General features: G+C 74.2%; 17 protein-coding genes. 7 read left to right on the top strand and 10 right to left on the bottom strand.

From position 1 onward, the window contains the following. Positions 1-109 precede the first annotated feature (109 nt). The 3 genes from ACZ42A_RS29655 to ACZ42A_RS29645 all read right to left on the bottom strand — a co-directional run bounded on the left by ACZ42A_RS29655 (position 110) and on the right by ACZ42A_RS29645 (position 4,782). Positions 110-1,300 carry a cytochrome P450 gene (locus tag ACZ42A_RS29655; RefSeq protein ID WP_468530353.1) on the bottom strand — a complete coding sequence of 397 codons (1,191 nt, stop codon included), beginning with the start codon at positions 1,298-1,300 and terminating at the stop codon, positions 110-112. After that, positions 1,297-2,001, bottom strand: coding sequence for a cyclodityrosine synthase (locus ACZ42A_RS29650; protein ID WP_468530352.1), 705 nt, complete (start codon positions 1,999-2,001; stop codon positions 1,297-1,299). The genes ACZ42A_RS29655 and ACZ42A_RS29650 overlap by 4 nt, the downstream gene beginning before the upstream one ends. 177 nt (positions 2,002-2,178) lie before the next feature. Further along, on the bottom strand, positions 2,179-4,782 hold the full coding sequence (locus ACZ42A_RS29645; RefSeq protein WP_468530351.1) for a CHAT domain-containing protein: 2,604 nt from the start codon (positions 4,780-4,782) through the stop codon (positions 2,179-2,181). A gap of 118 nt (positions 4,783-4,900) precedes the next feature. On the opposite strand from ACZ42A_RS29645, the gene ACZ42A_RS29640 reads away from it, so the two are divergent. Genes ACZ42A_RS29640 through ACZ42A_RS29630 form a run of 3 tightly spaced genes read left to right on the top strand, consistent with a single transcriptional unit; the run spans position 4,901 to position 7,475 of the window. Then, positions 4,901-6,331, top strand: coding sequence for a S8/S53 family peptidase (locus tag ACZ42A_RS29640; RefSeq protein ID WP_468530350.1), 1,431 nt, complete (start codon positions 4,901-4,903; stop codon positions 6,329-6,331). Beyond that, positions 6,328-6,966 carry an RNA polymerase sigma factor gene (locus ACZ42A_RS29635; RefSeq protein WP_468530349.1) on the top strand — a complete coding sequence of 213 codons (639 nt, stop codon included), beginning with the start codon at positions 6,328-6,330 and terminating at the stop codon, positions 6,964-6,966. The genes ACZ42A_RS29640 and ACZ42A_RS29635 overlap by 4 nt, the downstream gene beginning before the upstream one ends. Next, positions 6,963-7,475 carry a hypothetical protein gene (locus ACZ42A_RS29630; RefSeq protein WP_468530348.1) on the top strand — a complete coding sequence of 171 codons (513 nt, stop codon included), beginning with the start codon at positions 6,963-6,965 and terminating at the stop codon, positions 7,473-7,475. Before ACZ42A_RS29635 ends, ACZ42A_RS29630 begins: the two co-directional genes overlap by 4 nt. 16 nt (positions 7,476-7,491) lie before the next feature. Here ACZ42A_RS29630 and ACZ42A_RS29625 read toward each other — a convergent pair whose 3' ends face one another. The 5 genes from ACZ42A_RS29625 to ACZ42A_RS29605 all read right to left on the bottom strand — a co-directional run bounded on the left by ACZ42A_RS29625 (position 7,492) and on the right by ACZ42A_RS29605 (position 14,616). Beyond that, positions 7,492-8,277: an N-formylglutamate amidohydrolase gene (locus tag ACZ42A_RS29625; protein WP_468530347.1), complete on the bottom strand. Its 786-nt coding sequence runs from the start codon at positions 8,275-8,277 to the stop codon at positions 7,492-7,494. Between the two features lie 102 nt (positions 8,278-8,379). Next, positions 8,380-10,599, bottom strand: a complete 2,220-nt coding sequence (locus tag ACZ42A_RS29620) for an NADP-dependent isocitrate dehydrogenase (protein ID WP_468530346.1) — start codon at positions 10,597-10,599, stop codon at positions 8,380-8,382. 215 nt (positions 10,600-10,814) lie between these two features. Next, positions 10,815-11,903 (bottom strand): mechanosensitive ion channel family protein, encoded by a 1,089-nt coding sequence (locus tag ACZ42A_RS29615; protein ID WP_468530345.1) that lies wholly within the window; start codon positions 11,901-11,903, stop codon positions 10,815-10,817. A 163-nt stretch (positions 11,904-12,066) separates the two neighbouring features. Continuing rightward, entirely contained in the window at positions 12,067-13,584 is a 1,518-nt protein-coding gene (locus ACZ42A_RS29610; protein ID WP_468530344.1) for an amino acid permease, read from the bottom strand. Positions 13,585-13,626: 42 nt separating this feature from the next. Continuing rightward, positions 13,627-14,616 carry a hypothetical protein gene (locus ACZ42A_RS29605; RefSeq protein WP_468530343.1) on the bottom strand — a complete coding sequence of 330 codons (990 nt, stop codon included), beginning with the start codon at positions 14,614-14,616 and terminating at the stop codon, positions 13,627-13,629. Positions 14,617-14,876: 260 nt separating this feature from the next. Here ACZ42A_RS29605 and ACZ42A_RS29600 point away from each other — a divergent pair, with 260 nt between their 5' ends. From ACZ42A_RS29600 to ACZ42A_RS29585, 4 genes are read left to right on the top strand one after another with little or no spacing between them, the layout of a single operon-like run. After that, on the top strand, positions 14,877-16,316 hold the full coding sequence (locus tag ACZ42A_RS29600) for an FGGY family carbohydrate kinase (RefSeq protein WP_468530342.1): 1,440 nt from the start codon (positions 14,877-14,879) through the stop codon (positions 16,314-16,316). Beyond that, positions 16,313-17,752 carry an FAD-dependent oxidoreductase gene (locus ACZ42A_RS29595; protein WP_468530341.1) on the top strand — a complete coding sequence of 480 codons (1,440 nt, stop codon included), beginning with the start codon at positions 16,313-16,315 and terminating at the stop codon, positions 17,750-17,752. Before ACZ42A_RS29600 ends, ACZ42A_RS29595 begins: the two co-directional genes overlap by 4 nt. Next, a complete protein-coding gene (locus ACZ42A_RS29590) occupies positions 17,749-18,966 on the top strand; it encodes an NAD(P)/FAD-dependent oxidoreductase (protein WP_468530340.1) in 1,218 nt (405 codons plus the stop codon). The genes ACZ42A_RS29595 and ACZ42A_RS29590 overlap by 4 nt, the downstream gene beginning before the upstream one ends. 44 nt (positions 18,967-19,010) lie before the next feature. Next, entirely contained in the window at positions 19,011-20,264 is a 1,254-nt protein-coding gene (locus ACZ42A_RS29585; RefSeq protein WP_468530339.1) for a HEAT repeat domain-containing protein, read from the top strand. Here the strand turns inward: ACZ42A_RS29585 and ACZ42A_RS29580 are convergent. Continuing rightward, positions 20,251-21,015, bottom strand: coding sequence for a crotonase/enoyl-CoA hydratase family protein (locus ACZ42A_RS29580; protein ID WP_468530338.1), 765 nt, complete (start codon positions 21,013-21,015; stop codon positions 20,251-20,253). The two genes, ACZ42A_RS29585 and ACZ42A_RS29580, sit on opposite strands and share 14 nt — an antisense overlap. A 164-nt stretch (positions 21,016-21,179) precedes the next feature. Further along, complete coding sequence (locus ACZ42A_RS29575; protein WP_468530337.1) at positions 21,180-22,130, bottom strand: lysylphosphatidylglycerol synthase transmembrane domain-containing protein; 951 nt, start codon at positions 22,128-22,130, stop codon at positions 21,180-21,182. Positions 22,131-22,141 lie beyond the last annotated feature (11 nt).

Genomic DNA, 22,141 nt, shown 5'->3' with positions numbered 1-22,141 from the left:
TGCCTCCTTTTTTTTTTATTCTCCCCCCCCCCCCCCCCCCCCCCCCCCCCCCCCCCCCCCCCCCCCCCCCCCCCCCCCCCCCCCCCCCCCCCCCCCCCCCGCTCCCGCGTCACCAGCGGACAGGCAGGCGCTCCGGAATGCGCTTCATGAACCCGGTCCGCCACACCAGTTGCTCGACGGGGACGGCCAGGTCCAGCCGCGGCATGCGCTCCAGCAGGGCACGCAGGGCCACCTCGGCGTGCTTCTTGCCGAGGGCGGTGGCCGGGCAGTAGTGGCCGCCGCCGCCGAACGACAGGTGCGTGCCCGCGTTGGGCCGGTCCAGGCGGATCGTGCGCGGGTCGTCGTACTGGGCGGGGTCGTGGTTGGCGGCTTCGACCAGGACCAGGACCAGGTCCCCCCGGCGCACGGTGACGTCACCGAGCCGCACGTCGTCGAGCGCGATCCGGGGCAGCCCGTCGGCGATGGACAGGTTGACGCGCAGCAGCTCGTCGACGGCGGTCGGGACCAGACCCGGGTCCGCGGCCAGCCGGTCCCGGACCTCCGGGTTGAGCAGCAGCGTCACGCACATCATCGTCAGCGCGCCCATGACCGAGATCACCCCGGCGCCGAACATGGTCACGCCCACGGTGGCGAACATCTCGTCGGAGACGTGCGCGTACTCCGGGGTGCCGCGCAGCGCGGCGAGTTCGCCCATCAGACCGGTGGTGTCCGGGTCGTCCAGGCGGCCCTTCATATACGCGATGTCGCGGTCCCAGTTGAGCGCGGCGGCGGGGATCGGGCGGGGGCTGTTCATGAACGCGACGTGCAGGCTGCGGTAGAGGCGGTCCGCGTCTTCCACGGGGATGCCGAGGAGGCGGCAGTGCAGCCCCGTGGAGTAGGGGACCGTGAAGTCCCGCCGCAGGTCGGCCGGGGCGCCGTCGGCGAGCAGGCGGTCGGCCAGCTGACCGGCGTACTCCTCCAACCAGTCGGCGTGCGCCTTGGGGTTGATGGCGCGCATCACCGCCCGGCGGAGCCCGGCCCCGGTGATGTTGCCCATGTTGTTGACGACCTCCGGGGGAATGGTCAGCGCGTACTGGCGCGGCACCCCGGGAGCGGAGGTCTCCTTGAGGCTGAACCGGTCGTCCTCCAGGACCTGCTTGCACAGGGCGTGCGAGGACACCAGCCAGGCGACGTCTCCGGCGATGGTGCGCACCCGGGTCACCGGCCGGTCGCGCAGCAGGGAGGGGACTTCGTCCGGGAGGCCGTCACCGCGCGGGGAGAACGGGAAATCGAGCAGGTCGGTGTCGGTGGCGGTGGTCACTGGGCGTCCTCCGGAGCGGTGAGAGCGATGATGCCGTGGCCCTGGTTACGGGATGCGCGCAGCCCGTGCCCCGGCCCGTAGAGAAGGTCCGCCAACGGCAGCACCTGGTGGTAGCAGTTGAGCGACGAGGCGACGCCGAAGATCGCCGGAGAGTCGATGAAAAGCGGCAGCTCGGCCAGGATGTAACGGGTGCACACCTCGCGTTGCAGGTCCGTGGCGTCCCGGCCGGTGACCTTGTCCCTGAGGAAACGGTCCACCAGGCCGGAGACCGTGGCCGCCAGCGCGGCGTCCTCGGTCATCAGCGCGTCGATGTGACGGCGAAGACGCTGGTACTCGGGCCGGCCGGTGAGCGCGGAGACGGGCTGTGCCCGCACCCGGAACCCGTCGGGGTCGACTGCCAGGGCGGCGTTGGAGACCTTGGCGCGCACCCCGCGCAGGTTCTTGACCGCCTTGCGGCGGGCGTCGTCCGCGGAATAGCCCAGGGCCTCGTACATGTCGGCGATGCAGAGGTCCGTATAGACGAGGTCGACGCGGGCGAACCGCTCGGCTGCCCAGTGGGCCAGGCCGGTCACGGTGTCTGCGGTGAAGAAGCTGTTGCCGGGCGAGACGCCGATCACGGCGTGCTGCGCCTCCTGCTCGATCACCTGACAGTGAGGGGTGTACGGCCGCACGGTGAATATGTCGGTCGCGATGGTCGTCAAGAGGACGAATCCCTTATCGAGCCACTAGTCCCTTGGGGCCCCGTGCCCCAGGTGTGGCGGCTCCGCGGAGAACTTAGCCCAGCCTGGCGCGTCACGCACCATGATCGAGAAGTAACTCAGCGGTAGATCCGGACGGTTGAACTCCGGACAAACGGAGCGTGGGGGTGCGAGCCGCGCTCACGCCGCCCCGAACGCCGTGAACGCCCACCCCGTCGCCTGGTGCAGGGCGTCCCCCGGCAGGGCGGCGCGGGCGTCGCGCAGGGCCTCGGCCAGGGACAGTCCGGCGCCGAGGCCCTTGTGCAGGGCGAGCATCAGCGGGACGACCGCGGCGTCGTTGACCGGCGCGCTGCTCGCGACGACACCCGCCGTGCCCAGCGGCAGCAGCGCGGTGACGAGGCCCAGCAGCTCGTCGGCGCCGACCGAGGCGAGCCGCGCGGTGTCGCAGCTGGAGAGGATGATCCGGTACGGGCTGCGGGCCAGGCGTTCGAAGTCGTGGACGATGAGCGGGCCGTCCGCCATCCGCAGCGAGGAGAACAGGGGGCTGTCGGCGCGGAACGTGCCGTGCGCGGCGATATGGGCGAGCGCCGCGCCGTCCAGCTCCTCCAGGACGCGCGGGACACGGGCTTCCTCGTGCTCCAGCACCCGCGCCTCCGCGTACCGGTCGGCGACCTCCGGCACCTCGGCGCCACCGGTCGCCAGGCCCGGACCGCGCACCAGCACATGGCGGCCGCCCGGCGGCGGCTCGGTCTCCCGGGCGCGCAGCCAGCTGCTCGCCGACGGCGACACGCTGACCACCCGCTCCCGCAGCGAGGGCAGCAGTGCCCACGGCACCCGGTGCAGCCGCGCGGGCGGCACGATCACCACCGGTCCCGGGCCCAGATGCGCGGCGGCCGGCCCGAGCAGCAGCTCCTCCAGCCGCCGCCCCGCCGCCTCCACCACCGGCAGCCGGGCCTCGGCCCCCGGATGCGCCAGCCGCCGCAGCCCCGCCTGGACGTGCTCGGCCTCGACCTCCGCCTCCGCCAGCAGCCCCGCCTCGAACCGCCGCACCCGGCCCCGGCCGCACAGCAGCACCTGCACCCGCCCGTCCAGCACCGCCAGTTCCACCAGCCGGGCCTCGCCCAGCCGGTCCAACAGCCGCCCCACGTCGAACCGGTGGCCGTCACCCGGCGCGTCTCCCCGCATGTGCAGCGTCCGGGATCGCACCTCGCGCTCCAGCCGCCGCTGTTCCCGCTCCAGCGCCGGTACGGGGCGGCCCTCCCAGCGGGCCGCCTCCGCGCGGGCGGCGATCTCCCGGAAGGCGGTCAGCCCGCTCAGCAGCGCGGGATCGGCCGGTGGCCGGGTCGGCGGCGCGGACAGCACGGTGGCCCGCCAGCGCTCGCTCCACACCAGCAGCCGCCGCGGCCCGCCCCCGGCGAGACTCGCCTGCTGCGCCAGCGCGGCCAGTTCGGCGCCCTGCTCGGTGGCCCGGGCCCGCAGCTCCGACGCGCCCAGCGTCATCCGGTGGTCGTCCAGCACGTCCAGCCCGCGCCGGCAGGCCTCCAGCACACCCCGCGCCGAACCGGCCGCCCGGGCCCGCAGCGCCTGCGCCGCCCACCCCGTCATCCGGGCCAGCGGCGGCCCGCTGTGCCGGCTGCGCGCGGCCACCGCCAGATGGCGCTCGGCGTCCGCCGTCCAGCCCAGGCACAGCGCGATCCGGCCCGCCAGCAGCGACGCCTCCGGCGCGGCCGGCGCCCCGAACGACGCCAGCCGCTCGGCCACCGCGGCGGCGTCCGCGACCAGCCGCCCCGAACTGCGCCCGGCGGCCACCCGCGCCTCGATCAGCACGAGCCGGGCGTGGGTCTCCCACCAGGTGCGCCGCTGCCCGGAGAACAGCCGTACGGCCACCGCCGCGCGGGCGATCGCGGTGTGCGGGTCGCCCGCCAGCCGGGCCGCGCGCGCGGCGGCCAGCAGCAGCTCCGCCTTACGCGTGGACTGCCCGCCCATCTCGTCCAGTACGGCGATCGCCGCGTCCGCCTCGGCCAGCGCCTCCGGGGCCAGACCCGCCGCCATCAGCACCTCGCAGCGCCGGATGTTCAGCATGAACGTCGGCGTGCCCAGCTTGGCGTACCGCTCCTCCGCCTCGTCCAGCAGCCGCAGCGCCGCCGGGATGTCCCCGGACCGGAACGCGGCCAGACCCCGGCTCTCCACCGCGTCGGCCTTGTCGTGCTCCTGGCCGGTGGTCTCCCACAGCGCCTCCGCCGCCGTGAAGTCGGCGTCCGCCCGCTCCACCGCGCCCAGCGCCAGATGCACCGTCGCGCGCAGGGTGAGCGCCCGCGCCGTCCAGATCACGTCGTCCGCCTGCCGCAGCACGGGAATCGCCCGGCGTACGTCCTCCAGCGCCTCGCGATGATGGCCCAGCACCCACCAGACGTAGGCCCTGCGGTACCGCACCCGGGCCCGGGTGTGCCCCGTACCCCGCGCCACACCGCGCTCGAACGCCGCCAGCCCCTGCCGGGTGCGGCCCGCGTGCACCAGCGCCACCCCGAGCGTGCCGAGGACGTCCGCCTCCCGCTCCGCGGAGTCCGCGCGCGCCGCCAGGTCGCGGGCACGCCGAAGATGGTGCAGGGCGATCCGCAGATCGCCGAAGTCCCGCTGCCAGATGCCGATCACCTGGTGCGCCACGGAGGCGTGCAGCGGTGACGGATCGGTGGCGAGCACCTCCTGTGCCTGGTTCAGCGCCTCGTTCGGGGCGGCGAACACCATCGGCAGCAGTTCGAGAACCGAGTCGCTTCCCGCTCTCACCCCACGGATGGTAGTGGCCCCGGTTCCACGGAACCACGTCACACCGGTTCGACTCTGTATCAATCAGCGGCGGCACCGCTCTAGTTGAGGACCGTCGCCTCAAACGGGAGGACACGCCATGGCACCACAGCGATTCCGCGAGCAGTTCGACCAGATCCAGCGCGCGATGCCCGGCATCCCGCTCGCCATGGGACCGGACGACTCCGCCGAGTTCCTCTACGAGAAGGGCGTCGTCCTCGCCCGTGACGGCGAGGAGGCACAGCTGGTCGAGGACACCGTCCGCACCTTCTTCACCGAGGCGGCCGACCTCACGCCCGACACCGTGCGCCGGGCGAGCCCGCAGCGCAACCGCTCCGGCATCACCCGGATCCAGGTCGGCGACCCCGGCGAGGGCGCCCGCGGCGCGGACCGCGCGGTGGCCGGCGCGCTGCGGGCGCTGCGGCAGGCGGAGGGACGCGCGGGCCGCCGGCTGGTCAGCCGCAACCACGTCGTGTCGATCGCGGTCAACGCCTGCCCCGGCGACGAACCCGCCCCCGCCCCGCGGAACGAGCCGCCGAACCCGTCCGCCGCCGAGGGCCTGCACGACCCGGACACCGCCGTCGGCGTCCTCGTCGTCGACACCGGCCTGATGAGCGACTACCGCTCCTACCCGCTGCTCGCGCACACCGACGGCGACCTCCAGATCCAGGAGACCGACGAGCAGGGCGTCCTCCGGCAGTACGTCGGCCACGGCACGTTCATCGCCGGGCTGGTCGCCGCCGTCGCGCCCAACACCGACGTCACCGTACGGAACTCGCTGAACGACGCCGGGGCGATCCTGGAGTCGGAGTTCGGCGAGAAGCTCTTCGAGGCCGTCGACGCGAGCGGCTGGCCCGACATCCTCAGCCTCTCCGCGGGCACCTCCAACGGCCGCACCGACGGACTGCTCGGCGTCCAGGCGTTCATGGAGGAACTGCGCGAGCAGCACACCCTGCTCGTCGCCTGCGCCGGCAACAACGCCAGCGCCACCCCCTTCTGGCCCGCCGCCTACGCCGACCTGCCCGACTGGCAGGACAGCGTGCTCTCGGTCGGCGCGCTGCGCGGCGACGGCGAGTTCGGCGCCTGCTTCTCCAACCACGGCGGCTGGGTGAAGGTCTACGCCCCCGGCGAGCGGCTCACCAGCGCGCTGACCGGCTGGGCCGCTCCGGTGCCGTACGTCTACCAGCACTCCACGTACGACGCCTGCCGCTACGGCTTCGGCTACGGCTGCACCTGCCAGTACCCGCGGCACACCGGCGTGCTCAGCGAGGAGAACGCCGCCGCCAAGCCGGACCAGGTGATGTTCCAGGGGCTCGCGCAGTGGAGCGGCACCTCGTTCGCCACCCCCGTGGTCGCCGGGCTGCTCGCCGCCTACATGACGGCGCACAAGGAGACCGACCCGCGCGCCGCCGCCCGGCACGTCCTCGCGGGGAACACCGAGTTCGCGGAGGTGCGCGGGGCGCACGTGCCGGCGCTGCTGCCGCCCACCTGGCGTGCCGTGCCGGTCGACCCGCCGGTCACCGGCGCATGAGTACCGGAGCAGTCCCCGCCACGGCGTACGATGACTTGCCGTACACGAGGGGTGGGGCCGTGGACCGTTCAGATGTCGGCGCGCTCGTCCAGTCCGCCGTCGACGGCGACGCGGCGGCCTGGAAGGCGCTCGTGGAAGGGCTGAGCCCGCTGGTGTGGTCCGTGGTGCGCGCCCACCGGCTCTCCGACGCCGACGCACACGAGGTCTACCAGACGGTCTGGTTCCGCTTCGCCCAGCACCTCGGGCGGATCCGTGAACCGGACAAGGCGGGATCCTGGCTGGCGACCACCGCGCGGAACGAGTCGCTGAAGGTGATCAGGAGCTGGCAGCGGCTGACGCCGACCGACGACCCGCAACTCCTGGACCGGGTCAGCGAGGACCGTACGCCGGAGCAGTCGCTGCTCGACTCCGAGGAGGCGGCCGCGCAGAGCGAGCGGGTCCGGCGGCTGTGGCAGGAGTTCGAGGCGCTGGGGGAGCGGTGCCGGCAGCTGCTGCGGGTGCTGATGGCCTCGCCGCCGCCCAGCTATCAGGAGGTGTCCGCCGCTCTGGGCATCGCCGTCGGCAGCATCGGGCCGCTGCGCCAGCGCTGTCTGCGCCGGCTGCGCGCCCGACTCGACGCACGGGGAGCATCGTGAACGACATCGACCACGGCGCCGACGGCGCCGACGACGGCTTCGGCGACGAAGCCGCGCTGAACGAGGCGGAGTTCGGCGCCGGGCTGCTGGAGGAGGAGCTGCGCCAGGCCGCCGCCATCCTCGACCCGGTCCCGCCGGAGCTGCGGCGGCTCGCCGTCGACGCCTACGCCCTGCACGACCTCGACGCCCGCCTCGCCGAGCTGACCTTCGACTCCCTGACGGACGCCATTCCGGTGCGCGGCGCGACCGACGTACCGCGGATGCTGACGTTCCGCAGCGGCGAGCTGAGCGTCGACGTGGAGGTGACCGGGCAGGGGCTGATCGGGCAGGTGCTGCCCCCGCAGCCGGCCCGTATCGAGGTCCTGGGCGGCCCCCACCCGGCCGCGCCCGACACCCTCACCGCCGACGCCATGGGCCGCTTCACCAGCGACCTGCCGCCCACCGGCCCCTTCGCGCTCCGGCTGCGGACCGGCGGGGAGGTGGTCGTGACGGAGTGGCTGCGGGCCTGACGCACCGGGCGCGGAGTCAGCGCGACACGGCGCTGACGAGCGCCGCCAGCGCGTGGGCGAGGTGGTCCATGCCCGGTCCGGCCGGGCCGCCCGGCTCGGTCATGTAGGTGTCCCGGCGGATCTCCACCATGAGGGCGTGCACCCGCGGCTCGCTCCCGTAGTACTCCAGCGGTACGTACGTCCCGCTGAACGGGCTGTCCAGCCCCACGCCCTCCCCGAACGCCTCCCGCGCGGCGGCGACCAGCTCCGGCGGCGTGTGAAAGGCGTCGGTGCCCAGGCAGACGGGCGGCCGGGGCCCCTCGCCGTGCAGCTCGTACGGCAGCCGCACGCTCGGATACGAGTGCACGTCGATGATCACCGCCCGCCCGGTCGCGGCCAGCCGCGCCGCGACGGCCTCGGTCATCGCCCGCGCGTACGGCCGGAAGTACCGCTCGATCAGCGGCTCGGGGTCGTGGCCGTCGGCGCGCAGCACCTCCCGGTGCGTGGTCCGCGTGTACACGGCCCCCATCCCCACGGCGAGCATCTCCTCCCGCTCGTCCGGGAACCGCTCCGGATCCACGACCAGCCGCGACAGCCGGTTCACGAACCGCCACGGCGTCACACCCGTCAGCCCCGCAGCCCGCGCCGCGATCTCCGCCGTGTGCGCGTCGACGATGTGGTCCAGCTCCCGCTCCAGCGCAACGTCGTCCAGGACGATCCCCGCCCGCACGTCCGCCGGTATCTCCCGGGAGGAATGCGGCACGTGGAGGATCACCGGCGAGTCGTCGGCGCCGGGCAGCAGCTCGAAGGACGGACGGGACATGGGTCGGCTCCAGGGACGTGGGGGCGGACGAGACGGGTCCGCCCCGGTCGGGCAGCGGGCCGACCGGGGCGGATACGGAGAACCCCCGTGCGGGGGTGAGCGTCAGCTCAGGGAGGCCAGGGCCTCGTTCCAGGTGGCCGAGGGGCGCATGACCGCGGCGGCCTTGGCCGGGTCGGGCTGGTAGTAGCCGCCGATCTCGGCCGGCTTGCCCTGGACGGCGATCAGCTCGTCGACGATCTTCTGCTCGTTCGCGGCGAGCGTCTCGGCGAGCGGGGCGAAGGCCTTCGCCAGCTCCGCGTCGTCGGTCTGCTTGGCCAGCTCCTGCGCCCAGTACAGGGACAGGTAGAAGTGGCTGCCGCGGTTGTCGATGCCGCCGACGCGACGGGTCGGGGACTTGTCCTCGTTGAGGAAGGTCGCCGTGGCGCGGTCGAGGGTGTCGGCGAGAACCTTGGCGCGGGCGTTGCCGGTGAACGTCGCGTACTGCTCCAGGGACGGCACCAGGGCGAAGAACTCGCCGAGCGAGTCCCAGCGCAGGTAGTTCTCCTTGACCAGCTGCTGGACGTGCTTCGGCGCGCTGCCGCCGGCGCCCGTCTCGAACAGGCCGCCGCCCGCCATCAGCGGGACGACCGACAGCATCTTGGCGCTGGTGCCCAGCTCCAGGATGGGGAAGAGGTCCGTGAGGTAGTCACGCAGGACGTTGCCCGTCACCGAGATGGTGTTCTCGCCGCGGCGGATGCGCTCCACCGACAGCTTGGTGGCCTCGACCGGGGACAGGATGCGGATGTCCAGGCCCTCGGTGTCGTGCTCCGGCAGGTACTGCTTGACCTTGGCGATCAGGTTGGCGTCGTGCGCACGGGTCTCGTCCAGCCAGAACACGGCCGGGTCGCCGGTGGCGCGGGCACGGGTGACGGCGAGCTTCACCCAGTCCTTGATCGGCGCGTCCTTGGTCTGGCAGGCGCGGAAGATGTCGCCCTGGGAGACCGGCTGCTCGATCACGACGTTGCCGGCCTGGTCGACCAGGCGGACGGTGCCCGCGGCCGGGATCTCGAAGGTCTTGTCGTGGGAGCCGTACTCCTCGGCCTTCTGCGCCATCAGGCCGACGTTCGGCACCGAGCCCATGGTCGACGGGTCGTAGGCGCCGTTGGCGCGGCAGTCGTCGATCACGGCCTGGTAGACACCGGCGTAGGAGGAGTCCGGCAGCACCGCGAGGGTGTCGGCCTCCTGGCCGTCCGGGCCCCACATGTGGCCGGAGGTGCGGATCATGGCCGGCATGGAGGCGTCGACGATGACGTCCGACGGGACGTGCAGGTTGGTGATGCCCTTGTCGGAGTCGACCATCGCCAGAGCCGGACCCTCGGCCAGCTCGGCGTCGAAGGAGGCCTTGATCTCGGCGCCCTCGGGCAGGGACTCCAGGCCCTTGAAGATGCCGCCGAGGCCGTCGTTCGGGGAGAGGCCGGCGGCGGCCAGCGCCGCGCCGTAGCGCTCGAAGGTCTTCGGGAAGAAGGCGCGGACCACGTGGCCGAAGATGATCGGGTCGGAGACCTTCATCATCGTGGCCTTCAGGTGCACGGAGAACAGCACGCCCTCGGCCTTGGCGCGGGCGACCTGGGAGGCCAGGAACTCGCGGAGGTGGGCGACGCGCATCACGGAGGCGTCGACGACCTCACCGGCGAGCACCGGTACGGACTCGCGCAGCACGGTGGTGGTGCCGTCCTCGGCGACCAGCTCGATCTTCAGCGCGCCGTCCTCGGCGATGACGACCGACTTCTCGGTGGAGCGGAAGTCGTTCTGGCCCATGGTCGCCACGTTGGTCTTGGACTCGCCGGTCCAGGCGCCCATGCGGTGCGGGTGGGTCTTGGCGTAGTTCTTCACCGAGGCGGGGGCGCGGCGGTCGGAGTTGCCCTCGCGCAGGACCGGGTTCACGGCGGAGCCCTTGACCTTGTCGTAGCGGGCCTTGATCTCCCGCTCCTCGTCGGTCTTCGGGTCGTCCGGGTAGTTCGGCAGCGCGTAGCCCTGGGCCTGCAGCTCGGCGACGGCGGCCTTCAGCTGCGGGATGGACGCCGAGATGTTCGGCAGCTTGATGATGTTGGCCTCGGGCGTCTTGGCCAGCTCGCCCAGCTCGGCGAGCGCGTCCGGGATGCGCTGGTCCTCGGTGAGGTACTCCGGGAACACGGCGATGATGCGGCCGGCCAGCGAGATGTCCCGCGTCTCCACGGCGACACCCGCCTGCGAGGCGTACGCCTGGACCACCGGCAGGAAGGAATACGTCGCCAGGGCCGGGGCCTCGTCAGTGTGCGTATAGATGATGGTCGAGTCAGTCACCGGGTGCTCCGCTCCACGTCTGCAACATTGCTCGACATCAAGATATCTCGTGATCGTGTCCGCTGGGCCATGGGGCCGGACCCAATCGCCGGGGACTCCCGGCGCCCCTCACGTTCCGTGACGGAGAGGTGACCGGGAGGCGGCTGCGGCCGGGGCGGATGTGCGGGATGCCGCCGGGGCGGATGTGCGGCATGCGGCCGGGGCGGACCTGCGGGCTAGGGCCGGGGCGTGGACTCCTCCCGCTGGTGCGGGATGGCGGCCTCGCCGAACGTGCCGCCCGGCTGCTGGAGGGAGACCGTGCGGGTGGGGGCCGGGATGCTGATGCCCTCCGCGCGGTAGCGGCGGTGCAGGCGCTTGATGAACTCGTGCTTGATCCGGTACTGGTCGCTGAACTCGCCGACCCCGAGGATCACCGTGAAGCCGATCCGCGAGTCGCCGAAGGTGTGGAAGCGGACGGCCGGCTCGTGGTCCGGAACGGCGCCGGTGACGTCCGTCATCACCTCGGTGACCACCTCGCAGGTCACCCGCTCCACGTGCTCCAGGTCGCTGTCGTAGCCGACCCCGGCCTGGACCATGATGGTCAGCTCCTGCTCGGGCCGGTCGTAGTTGGTCATGTTCGTCCCGGCCAGCCGGCCGTTGGGGATGATGACCAGGTTGTTGGAGAGGTTGCGGATGGTGGTCTGCCGCCAGTTGATGTCGGTGACATAGCCCTCCTCGCCGCTGCTCAGCCGGATGTAGTCACCCGGCTGCACGGTCTTCGAGGCGAGGATGTGGATGCCCGCGAAGAGGTTGGCGAGGGTGTCCTGGAGGGCCAGCGCGACGGCCAGACCGCCCACGCCCAGCGCGGTGAGCAGCGGCGCTATGGAGATGCCCAGGGTCTGCAGCACCACGAGGAAGCCGATCGCCAGCACCATCACGCGGGTGATGTTGACGAAGATCGTGGCCGACGCGGCGACGCCCGAGCGGGACTGGGCCACCGACCGCACCAGATTGGCCACGATCCGGGCCGCCGACACCGTCACCACGAAGATCAGCAGCACGGTGAGGACCTGGTTGGTGTGGTGCTGCACGGTCCGGGTCAGCGGCAGCACCGCCGCCGCGGCCGCCGCCCCGCCGACGACCGCCGCCCACGGCACCACGGTGCGCAGCGCGTCCACGATGGCGTCGTCCCCGCTCCAGCGGGTGCGGTCGGCCTGCTTGCCGAGCCAGCGCAGCAGCAGCCGCAGCAGGAACGCGGCCAGCAGGCCCGCCGCCAGCGCGATGCCGGCGAGGATGAGGTCGTCCAGGGTCAGCGCGCGGGTCATCGGTCACCTCCGGAGGGACGATCCGCGGCAAACGGGGCCGCCGGCGGCCGGATGTGAAGTCTCGTCACGTTGTCACCTGCTCGAGTTCCGGGATGTGCGAGCGCTCATCCTGCCGTATCCGGGACACCAGTTCGCACCGGGACCGGCGGCGGCCGCATCCCGGTCAGACGATGCCCTCGGCGAGTTCCGCCTGCTCCCGGTCGGTTCCGTACGCGGCGGTCGTCGGGGTTCCGTACGAACGGCGGGCGACGAACCACCACACCGTGGCGAGCACGAGTACGACGGCGAGGGCGACGGACGCGTAGTTCATCGTGTCGACCGTGACCGGCGAGGACTGCGGCAGACAGAACAGCACCGTCACACACGCCACCCACACCACCGCGACCCAGCCGATCGGCCTGCTCCACCGTCCCAGGTTCCACGGTCCGGGGGTGAAACGGTCCCCGGCGCGCAGTCGCAGGAAGACGGGGATGGCGTACGCGGGCGTGATGCCGATGACGTTGATGGCGGTGACCGCGCCGTACGCCGTCGCCGAGTACAGGGACGGCAGCGCGAGCACACAGGCCACCGCCACCGACAGCCACACCGCGGCGACCGGCGTCTGGGTGCGGGCGCTGACCTTGCGCCACAGCTGCGAGCCGGGCAGCGCCCGGTCCCGGCTGAACGCGAACACCATCCGGCTGGCCGCGGCGACCTCGGCGTTGCCGCAGAACAGCTGGGCCACGATCACCACCAGCAGCAGCGCGCTCGCGCCGTCCGTGCCGAGCCCGTCGAGCAGGATCTGCGCGGGCGGCACCCCCGTCTCGCTGGCGCGGGTGGCGTCGTAGTCCTGGATGGCGAAGGTCAGCCCCGCGAGCAGCACGAAACCGGCGATCCACGACACCCAGATGGCGCGGACGATGCCGCGCGCCGCCGCCACCGAGGCGCCCGCGGTCTCCTCGGAGAGGTGGGCGGAGGCGTCGTAGCCGGAGAAGGTGTACTGGGCGAGCAGCAGGCCTATCGCGGCCACGTAGAGCGGGTTGCTCCAGCCGGTGTCGTTGACGAACTCGGTGAACACGAAGGACGGGGACTGGTGGTGGTCGGGGACGATCGCCAGGGCGCCGACGATCAGCGCGACACCGCCGAGGTGCCACCACACGCTGATCGAGTTGAGCACGCTGACCAGGCGGACGCCGAAGAGGTTCAGCACGGCGTGCAGCAGCAGGATGACGACGAAGATCAGCATCGTCTTCTCGGGCGTCGGCTCGAACCCGAACTGGAGGTTCAGGAACGCGCCGGTGAACAGCGCGGCGCCGTAGTCGATGCCGGCGATCGCGCCGAGCAGACCGAGCAGATTCAGCCAGCCCGTGTACCAGCCCCAGCGGCGGCCGCCGAGCCGGTCGGCCATGTAGTACAGCGCGCCGGAGGTGGGATACGCGCTGGTGACCTCCGCCAGCGCGAGCCCCACGCACAGCACGAACAGGCCGACGCCGGCCCAGCCCCACAGCATCACCGCGGGCCCGCCCGCGCCCATGCCGAAGCCGTACAGGGTCATACAGCCGGACAGGATCGAGATCACCGAGAAGCTGATCGCGAAGTTGCCGAAGCCGCCCATCCGGCGGGCGAGCACCGGCCGGTAGCCCAGTTCGCGCAGGCGTTGCTCCTCGTCCTGCTGATGGGCGCCAAGGGTGGTGCGGGGCATGCGGAACCTCCTGGAAGACGACGGGGGGACGAGCGGGGGACGTCAGGGGCGGCGTCGGGCCCCCGACCTGCTGCGGGCACGGGCCAGCTGGAAGACCTCCACGGCCTGCGCGTGGTCGCCCGGCGCGGTGCGGTGGGCCCAGGGGAGCGGCGTCCAGTACGGGCCGAGCGCCTCGAACACCCGGTCCGCCTCCGCGAACTGGAGCGCGCCCCACAGGGCGTGGGCGAGGTGGTTGAGGTCGAGCGGGCCGCGCTCGGCGGCCGTGGTGTGCTCGAACCAGCCGTGGAACGCCCGCAGCGCCTCACGGCAGGCGTCCTCGGCGACCCAGTGCAGATCGAGCGCGGCGTCCCGTCCGCCACCGCGCCGGTAGCGCTCGACCCGGACGTACAGCGGCAGCAGATGCAGCGGCGAGCCCGGCGGCGCCGCGTCGGCCGCCCAGTGCGCGAAACCGGCCGCCTCGGCCAGCCGCCCGGACGCCGAGCGGCCGTACAGGAACTGGAGCATGCGGTGGTGGGCCTCGCGGTTGTACGGATCGCGCTTGTCGGCCTCCGCGAGCAGCCCCCAGGGGCCCGGCGGCAGCATCGGCTCCGGCGGCGCCACCCGGTGCTCCGCCCAGCGCTGCTCCTCGTCGAGCCGGGCCAGCGCCAGCAGGCACACCCAGGGGACCGGGTCGTGCGGCGCCACGCGGCTCACGGCGTCGCACGCCCGCCAGGCCTCGTGCCACAAGTCGCGGGTCGCGCCGTGCTGTTCGCGGTGGGCGCGCAGGGCGCGCTCGACCGCCACCCGGGCGTGCATCAGGGCGGCCGGGACGCTGTCCGGCTCCTCGGCGAGCCAGGCCCGCACCACATCGGTGCCGGCGGCCGCGGCCGCCAGGACCTGGGTGCGCTGCGTCCACTGCCACCAGGACGCGGTCTCGGCGAGCAGGGTGCGCATCGACATCCAGCGCCCGGCGCGCACCTCCTGGAGGGCGGCGCGCAGCGCGGCGTCGGGTCCGGCCGGATCGTAGGCGAGGCGTGCTCCGTCTCTGGCCATCAGCCTCCCGCCCCGGTCCACGGGCGGGTCAGGACGGCAAGGTGGTGTGACAACAGCCCTCCCCCGAGCGGCGGTTGAGGAGATCGTGTTCGGTCGGCGGTCACTATAGAGGCGTGAGTTCCGGATGAGACGTCGGTTTCGCCATACGGGAAAACAGCCCCGCCTCTTCAGGAGGTTGACGGTGGGTCAGCGAGGCTTGACGCGGTGTGGCCGACGACGGCAGGCTGTCGCACCGTGATCACCACGGCCCGGGAGGCGCGATGACAGGACCCGTACTCGCCGTCGACCAGGGCACCTCCGGCACCAAGGCGCTGGTGATCTGCCCCGAGCGTGGTGTCCTCGGCACCGGCTTCACCGCCGTGCGCCCCCGCTTCCTGCCCGGCGGCCTGGTCGAGGTCGACCCCGCCGAGCTGTACGACTCGGTGGTCGACGCCGGACGCCAGGCACTCGCCGAGGCCGGCGAACCGGTGACCGCGCTCGGCCTCGCCAACCAGGGCGAGACCGTGCTGGCCTGGGACCCGGCCACCGGCCGCCCGCTGACCGACGCCCTCGTCTGGCAGGACCGCCGCGCCGAGACCGTCTGCGCCGAACTCGCCGAGCATGCCGAGGAGTTGCGCCGGCTGACCGGACTGCCGCTGGACCCGTACTTCGCCGCGCCGAAAATGGCCTGGATACGACGGAACCTGACCGCCGAGGGTGTGGTCACCACCAGCGACGCCTGGCTGGTCCACCGGCTCACCGGCGCCTACGTCACCGACGCCGCCACCGCCGGCCGCACCCAGCTCCTCGACCTCGACCGCGCGGAATGGTCCCCGCGGGCGCTGGAGGTGTACGGCCTGTCCGGCGAACGGCTCCCGGACGTCGTCGACACGGCGGGCCTCGTCGGCACCACCACGGCGTTCGGCGACCCGATCCCCCTCACCGGCCTCGTCGTCGACCAGCAGGCCGCCCTGCTCGCCCAGCGCATCACCGCACCCGGCGGCGCCAAGTGCACCTACGGCACCGGCGCGTTCCTCCTCGCCCACACCGGCGAGCGCCCGCGGCGCGGCACCTCCGGCCTGGTCAGCTGTGTCGCCTGGCGGCTCGCCGGACACACCAGCTACTGCCTCGACGGCCAGGTCTACACCGCCGCCTCCGCCGTCCGCTGGCTCACCGACCTCGGCGTCATCCGCGGCGCCGCCGACCTCGACACCGTGGGCGGCGCCGTGCCCGACAGCGGCGGCGTCACCTTCGTGCCCGCGCTGGCCGGACTCGCCGCCCCCTGGTGGCGCGGCGACCTGCGCGGCTCGCTCACCGGACTGGGCCTCGACACCGGCCCCGGCCACCTGGTGCGCGCCCTGTGCGAGGGCCTGGCCGCCCAGGTCGCCGAACTCGCCGACGCCGCCGCCGACGACCTCGGCACCCCGCTGGACGTGCTGCGCGTCGACGGCGGCCTGACCCGCTCCGCGCTGCTCATGCAGACCCAGGCCGACCTGCTGCAACGCCCCGTCGAGGTGTCCGCCCTGCCCGACGCCACCGCCCTCGGCGCGGGCGCCCTGGCCCGGCTCGGCGCCACCCCCGGGCTCGGCCTCGCGGACGCCCTGCCGGACTGGAAGCCGTCCGCCGTCTACGAGCCGCGCATCACGGCCGACGAGGCCGCCGAGCGCCGCGCCGGCTTCCGCGGTGCGGTGGCCGCGCTGCTGGAGGGGGAGCCCGCATGACGGGCTCCGGTGTCATGGTCACCGCCGAGGGCGCGACGGTCACCGCCGAGGGCCCGCTGCCCGCCGAGCCGTACGACGTTGCGGTGGTCGGCGCGGGCGTGGTCGGCGGCGCGATCGCCCGGGCCCTCGCCCGGCACCCCCGGCTCCGGGTGGCGCTGGTCGAGGCGCAGGACGACGTCGGCCAGGGCACCTCCAAGGCCAACACCGCCATTCTGCACACCGGTTTCGACGCGGTCCCCGGCTCCCTGGAGGCCCGCCTGGTCCGCGAGGGCGCACGGCTGCTCGCCGCCTACGCCGCCGAGTCCGGCATCCCCGTCGAGCGGGTCGGCGCCCTGCTCGTCGCCTGGGACGAGGAACAGCTCGCCGCCCTGCCCCGGCTCGCCGGGAAGGCCGTCCGCAACGACTGCCACGACATCCGCCTCCTCGACCCGGCCGAGCTGTACGCCCGCGAGCCGCACCTCGGCCCCGGCGCGCTCGGCGCCCTGCACGTCCCCGGCGAGAGCATCGTCTGCCCCTGGACGACCCCCCTGGCCTACGCCACCCAGGCCGTCCGCCACGGCGTCCACCTGCACCTGAACTGCCGCGTGGAGCGGGCGACCCGGAGTGACGGCGTCCACGAGCTGGCGACCTCCCGGGGCACCCTGCGCGCCCGCCGGCTCGTCAACGCGGCCGGACTGCACGCCGACACCCTCGACCGGCAGCTCGGCCACGACGACTTCACCGTCACCCCGCGCCGCGGCCAGCTCCTGGTCTACGACAAGTTCGCCCGCCCCCTGGTCCGGCACATCCTGCTGCCCGTCCCCACCGCGCTCGGCAAGGGCGTCCTCGTCGCCCCCACCGTCTATGGCAACGTCCTGCTCGGCCCCACCGCCGAGGACCTGGACGACAAGCAGGCCACCGGCTCCACCGCCGACGGAGTCGCCGCGCTGCGCGAACAGGGCCGCCGCGTCCTGCCCGCCCTGCTCGACGAGGAGGTCACCGCCGTCTACGCCGGGCTGCGGGCCGCCACGGAACACGACGACTACCGCGTCCGCGCCCACCCCGGCCAGGGATACGTCACCGTCGGCGGCATCCGCTCCACCGGCCTGACCTCCTCTCTGGCCCTCGCCGAGCACGTGATGGGCCTGCTCGCCGAGACCGGGCTCGACCCCGGACCCGCCCGCGACCTGGAGCCGGTGCGCATGCCCAACCTCGGCGAGGCCTTCCCGCGCCCCTACCAGCGCGCCGAGCTCATCGCCGCCGACCCGCGCTACGGCACCCTCGTCTGCCACTGCGAACGCGTCTCCCTCGGCGAGATCCAGGACGCCCTCGCCAGTACGGTCCCGCCGCGCTCGCTCGACGGACTGCGCCGCCGCACACGCGCGCGTGCGGGCCGCTGCCAGGGCTTCCACTGCGGGGCCGCCGTCCGCGCGCTGTTCGAGGAGGCCCGGAGGTGACGGCCGTACGAGAGGTCGACGTGCTGGTCGTCGGGGCGGGACCCGCCGGGCTCACGGCCGCCGCGGGGCTGGCCGCGCGGGGCGTGGGCCGCGTGGAGGTGCTGGAACGGGAGCGGGCGGCCGGGGGAGTGCCGCGGCACTGCGCGCACGGCGGATTCGGCACCTGGCGCCGCCCGCTGACCGGCCCGCGCTACGCGCAGGAGGTCGCGGAGGCGGCCGTCCGCGCGGGAGCGGTGGTGCGCACCGGCGTCACCGCCCTCGACTGGGCGGGCCCGCTGGACCTGGCCACGGTCGGCCCGCAGGGCCCGGAGACGATCCGCGCGCGGGCCGTCGTCCTGGCCACCGGCGCCCGCGAACGCCCCCGCACGGCCCGCCTCGTACCCGGCACCCGACCCGCCGGCGTCTACACCACCGGGGAACTCCAGCAGGCCGTGCACCTGTACCGGCAGCCGATCGGCACCCGCGCGGTGATCGTCGGCGCGGAGGGCGTCTCGTACGCCGCCGCCGACACCGTGCGCCGGGCCGGAGCCGAGGTCGTCGCCCTGGTCACCGACCTGCCCGGGCACCGCACCGCACCCGCGCGGGCCCTCGACGCGCGGCTGCGCCGGGGCGTTCCGCTGCTCACCGGCACCACGGTCGCCGAACTCCTCGGCCACGGCCGCCTGTCCGGCGTCCGCGTCCGCCACCACGACGGCCGTACGGCCGTCCTGCCCTGCGACACCGTCGTGTTCACCGGCGACTTCGTGCCCGACCACGAACTGGCGCGGCACGGCGGCCTCACCCTCGACTCCGGCACCCGCGGCCCCGCCGTGGACGGCGCCCTGCGCACCTCGCGGCCGGGCGTGTTCGCCGTGGGCAACGTCCTGCACGCCGTGGAGCGGGCGGGGGCGGCGGCCCGGGAGGGAGCCTGGGCGGCCGGCGCCGTACGCGACGCGCTCGCCGGAGCGTCCTGGCCGTCCGGGGTGCCGCTGACCGTCGACCCGCCCCTGCGCTGGATCACCCCCAACCGCGTCACCCCGGCCGACGACCTGCCGTACACCCTGCGCACGGCGGCCCGGCTCAGCCGACCGCTGCTCGAGGTCACCCAGGACGACCGCGTCCTGCACACGGAACGCGTACGCGGCGCCGGAGCGGGCCGCTCCCTGACGCTGACGGCGCGCTGGACGCACCGGGTCGATCCGAAGGGCGGTCCGGTACGGGTGGCGGTCGGCTGACCGGGCCGGGGCCGTTGTCAGTGCCGTGTGCGAGATTGCCTCGTGTGACAGACACGACGAGCCCGCTGGCCGGGCTGGACGCGATCGACTGGGCCGAACTCTCGCACGCCTACGGCGAGGCGGACGACGTCCCCGGGCAACTGCGCGCCCTGTGCGGCCCCGACGCGGAGGAGCGCCGCAAGGCACTGCACGCGCTGTACGGCAACATCTTCCACCAGGGCAGCCGCTACGAGGCCTCCGCCGCCGCGGTGCCCTTCCTCGCCCGCCTGGCGGCCGACCCCGCGCTGCCCGGCCGCGCCGACGTGCTGGCGCTGCTGGCCGCCCTGGCGATCGGCTACGACGAGTCGCATCTGCCGGACGGCGTGGACATCGCGGCGTGGCGGCGCGAGATCGCGGAGTTCGCCGCCCAGGACCCCGGGGAACTGCTGGCCCAGTACGACGCGTGGGTCGAGGAGGCGACCGACGACGGCGACCGGGCGGTGCGCGAGATGCGGCGCGCCATGTTCGACTTCGACCTCCACCTGTCGGCCGGGCAGGCCGAGTTGCGCGCCTACGACGCGGTGCGGCGGGAGATCCCCGGGCTGTCCGCCCTGCTCGGCGATCCCGATCCGGCGATCCGGGCCGTCATCGCCTCCCTGCTGGCCTGGTTCCCGGAGGAGGCCGGGCACAGCCTGCCCCGGCTGCTGCGGCTGGTCGACGACGAGCCCGTACCCGCGGTGCGGGCGACCGCGATCGTCGCCGCCGGGCTCCTGGCCGACTCCGACACCGACGCCGTCGTCGTGGACCGGCTGCGGGCCCACCTCACCGACGGGGAGCCGGTGGTGCGCTGGGCGGCGGCCACCGCCCTCGCCCGGCTCGACCACGGCGGCGACCCCGCCGTCCTCGCCGAACTGGCCGCCACGGCGGCCGCCCCGCCCGAGCCCGGCCCGCCCGGCATCCCCTTCCACGAAGGCGACCTGCGCGGCTTCGCGACCCGTTCCCTGACCCAGCTCGCCGAGCGCTTCCCCGACGAGGCCCTGGACGCCGTGACCGACGGCCTGGCCGCCACCTCCGGCCCGGCGAGCTTCGCCGTCACCGCGGCCGCCCTCCGGCTGGCCTTCGGCCCGAAGCGCCCCGACCCGCTCCCGGCCTACGCCGACCTCGACACCCGTCGGCAGCGCCTCATACGGGTCCTCGCCGACCTGGACGAGGACACCTGGCGGTGGGGGAACTTCCTGTCCATCCTGCGCGATTGGGGCCTCCCGGCCGATCGTGAGGCCCTGCGCGCCTACGCGGGGCGGCGGCTCACAGATCGCTGAACGACCCGTGCCGCCCCGCCCCGCCCGCGAACCGGGCGGCGCCCTCCAGGCTCTCCGCCAGCACGCCCATGCCATGGCGGAGTTCCGTCCGCAGCGCCGCGCTCTCGTCGAGGCCCTCCTGGTCGAGGGCCGAGGCGCGGTCGGCGCGCAGACAGGCCTGGGGGAAGCGGGCGACGGCGGCGGCCAGCTGCTCTGCCTCGGCGCGGGCGCGGCCGGGCGGGACGAGGCGGTTGGCCAGCCCGATCCCGTATGCCTCGCGGGCCGGGACCGGGCGGCCGGTGAGAATCAGGTCCATGGCGCGGCTCGCGCCGATCAGCCGGGGCAGCCGCACCGTGCCGCCGTCGATCAGCGGCACGCCCCAGCGGCGGCAGAACACCCCGAAGACGGCGTCCTCCTCGGCGACCCGCAGATCGCACCAGAGCGCCAGCTCCAGCCCTCCGGCCACGGCATGCCCAGCGACGGCGGCGATCACCGGTTTCGACAGCCGCATGCGGGTCGGCCCCATGGGGCCGTCCCCGTCCTCCGCGACCCGGTTGGCCCGCTCCGTGCCCATCGACTTCAGGTCGGCACCCGCGCAGAACGTGCCGCCCTCGCCCCACAGCACCGCCACCCGCGCCTCGTCGTCCGCCTCGAACTCCCGGAACGCGGCGGCGAGCGCGGCGGCGGTCGGACCGTCCACCGCGTTGCGGACCTCGGGGCGGGAGAGGATCACCGTGGTGACGGGGCCCTGGCGCTCGACGCGGACCGGCATGGCGGACACTCCTTTTTCCGTACGGTGCCTTGGTGACCGAGGGAGGGGCAACACCCTAGGGGCGCGGGGCTGTGGCGACATGCGGCCACCGCCGCGTGGGCGCGACCAGCCCCGACGGTCCCGCACACGGCAGATCACCCGAACCCCCGGCTCCGACCCGGCCCTCAGATCACCTTCAGCCGCACCAGCGCCCCGAGCGTCAGCGCCCCCGGCAGCAGCGGCAGCCAGAAGGTGATGATCCGGTACCCCAGCACCACCGCCGTCGCCACCGCCGCCGGGCCGCCCGCCGCCACCAGGGCCACGATCAGCGCCGTCTCCACCGAGCCGATCCCGCCCGGCGTCGGGATCAGCGCGACCGCGACGGTCGCCGCGAGGTACGCGACCGCCATGTGCCACAGCGGCACCGGCAGCCCCAGCGCCCGCCCCACCGCGACCAGCCCGGCCGCCTGCAACGCGGGGAAGGCCAGCGAACCGCCCCACAGCGCCAGCGCCCGCGACGGGCGGCTGTGGATCGAGCGCGCCTCGCCCAGCGCGGTGCGCAGGAAGGAGCCGGCGGCCGTGCGCAGGCGCCGTACGCACAGCAGGGCCGCCGTCGCCAGCACGGCCGCCGCGCCGAGGGTGAGCAGCAGCGGGCCGACCGCGCCCTCCGGGACCAGCGAGCCGAGCCGCAGCGCGCCCGGGAAGGCGATGAGCAGGGCGGCCAGCAGACCCACCCGCCCGATGCTCTCCGCCAGCAGATAGAGCGCCAGCGCGGCCGAGGAGCGGGCGAGCGGCAGCCCGCACACGGTCATGAACCGCAGATTGACCGCGCTCGCACCCAGCCCGCTGGGCAGCAGATGGTTCGCCGCGCCCGCCGCGAACTGGGTGGCGAGCAACCGGCACCGCGGCAGCCGTTCGACGACCGCGCCCTGCCGGGTGACGGCCGCCGCCACCCAGGTCAGACAGGTCGCGCCGACGGCGGCCAGCAGCCAGGGCCAGCGGGCCGTCGCCAGATGACCGAACCCCTCGGCGAGCACGGCCCGGTGCCGCACGGCCAGCACCGCGACCAGGGCGAGCGGGAGCAGGCACAGGACCGTGCGGAGGGGGACGCGCCGGGAGAGCCGTATCGCTGTCACACCGGGAGAGG

It is taken from the genome of Streptomyces sp. NPDC030838 (genome assembly GCF_055572035.1).
The sequence above is the reverse complement of the archived record's forward strand: the minus strand, read 5'-3'. Positions and strand labels throughout refer to the sequence as shown.

What these genes read in the sequence shown, in the direction of transcription:
- ACZ42A_RS29640 (WP_468530350.1), top strand. Translation starts at nt 4,901, where the DNA reads ATGGCACCACAGCGATTCCGCGAGCAGTTCGACCAGATCCAGCGCGCG.
- ACZ42A_RS29635 (WP_468530349.1), top strand. Translation starts at nt 6,328, where the DNA reads ATGAGTACCGGAGCAGTCCCCGCCACGGCGTACGATGACTTGCCGTAC.
- ACZ42A_RS29625 (WP_468530347.1), bottom strand. Translation starts at nt 8,277, where the DNA reads ATGTCCCGTCCGTCCTTCGAGCTGCTGCCCGGCGCCGACGACTCGCCG.
- ACZ42A_RS29615 (WP_468530345.1), bottom strand. Translation starts at nt 11,903, where the DNA reads ATGACCCGCGCGCTGACCCTGGACGACCTCATCCTCGCCGGCATCGCG.
- ACZ42A_RS29610 (WP_468530344.1), bottom strand. Translation starts at nt 13,584, where the DNA reads ATGCCCCGCACCACCCTTGGCGCCCATCAGCAGGACGAGGAGCAACGC.
- ACZ42A_RS29605 (WP_468530343.1), bottom strand. Translation starts at nt 14,616, where the DNA reads ATGGCCAGAGACGGAGCACGCCTCGCCTACGATCCGGCCGGACCCGAC.
- ACZ42A_RS29600 (WP_468530342.1), top strand. Translation starts at nt 14,877, where the DNA reads ATGACAGGACCCGTACTCGCCGTCGACCAGGGCACCTCCGGCACCAAG.
- ACZ42A_RS29595 (WP_468530341.1), top strand. Translation starts at nt 16,313, where the DNA reads ATGACGGGCTCCGGTGTCATGGTCACCGCCGAGGGCGCGACGGTCACC.
- ACZ42A_RS29580 (WP_468530338.1), bottom strand. Translation starts at nt 21,015, where the DNA reads ATGCCGGTCCGCGTCGAGCGCCAGGGCCCCGTCACCACGGTGATCCTC.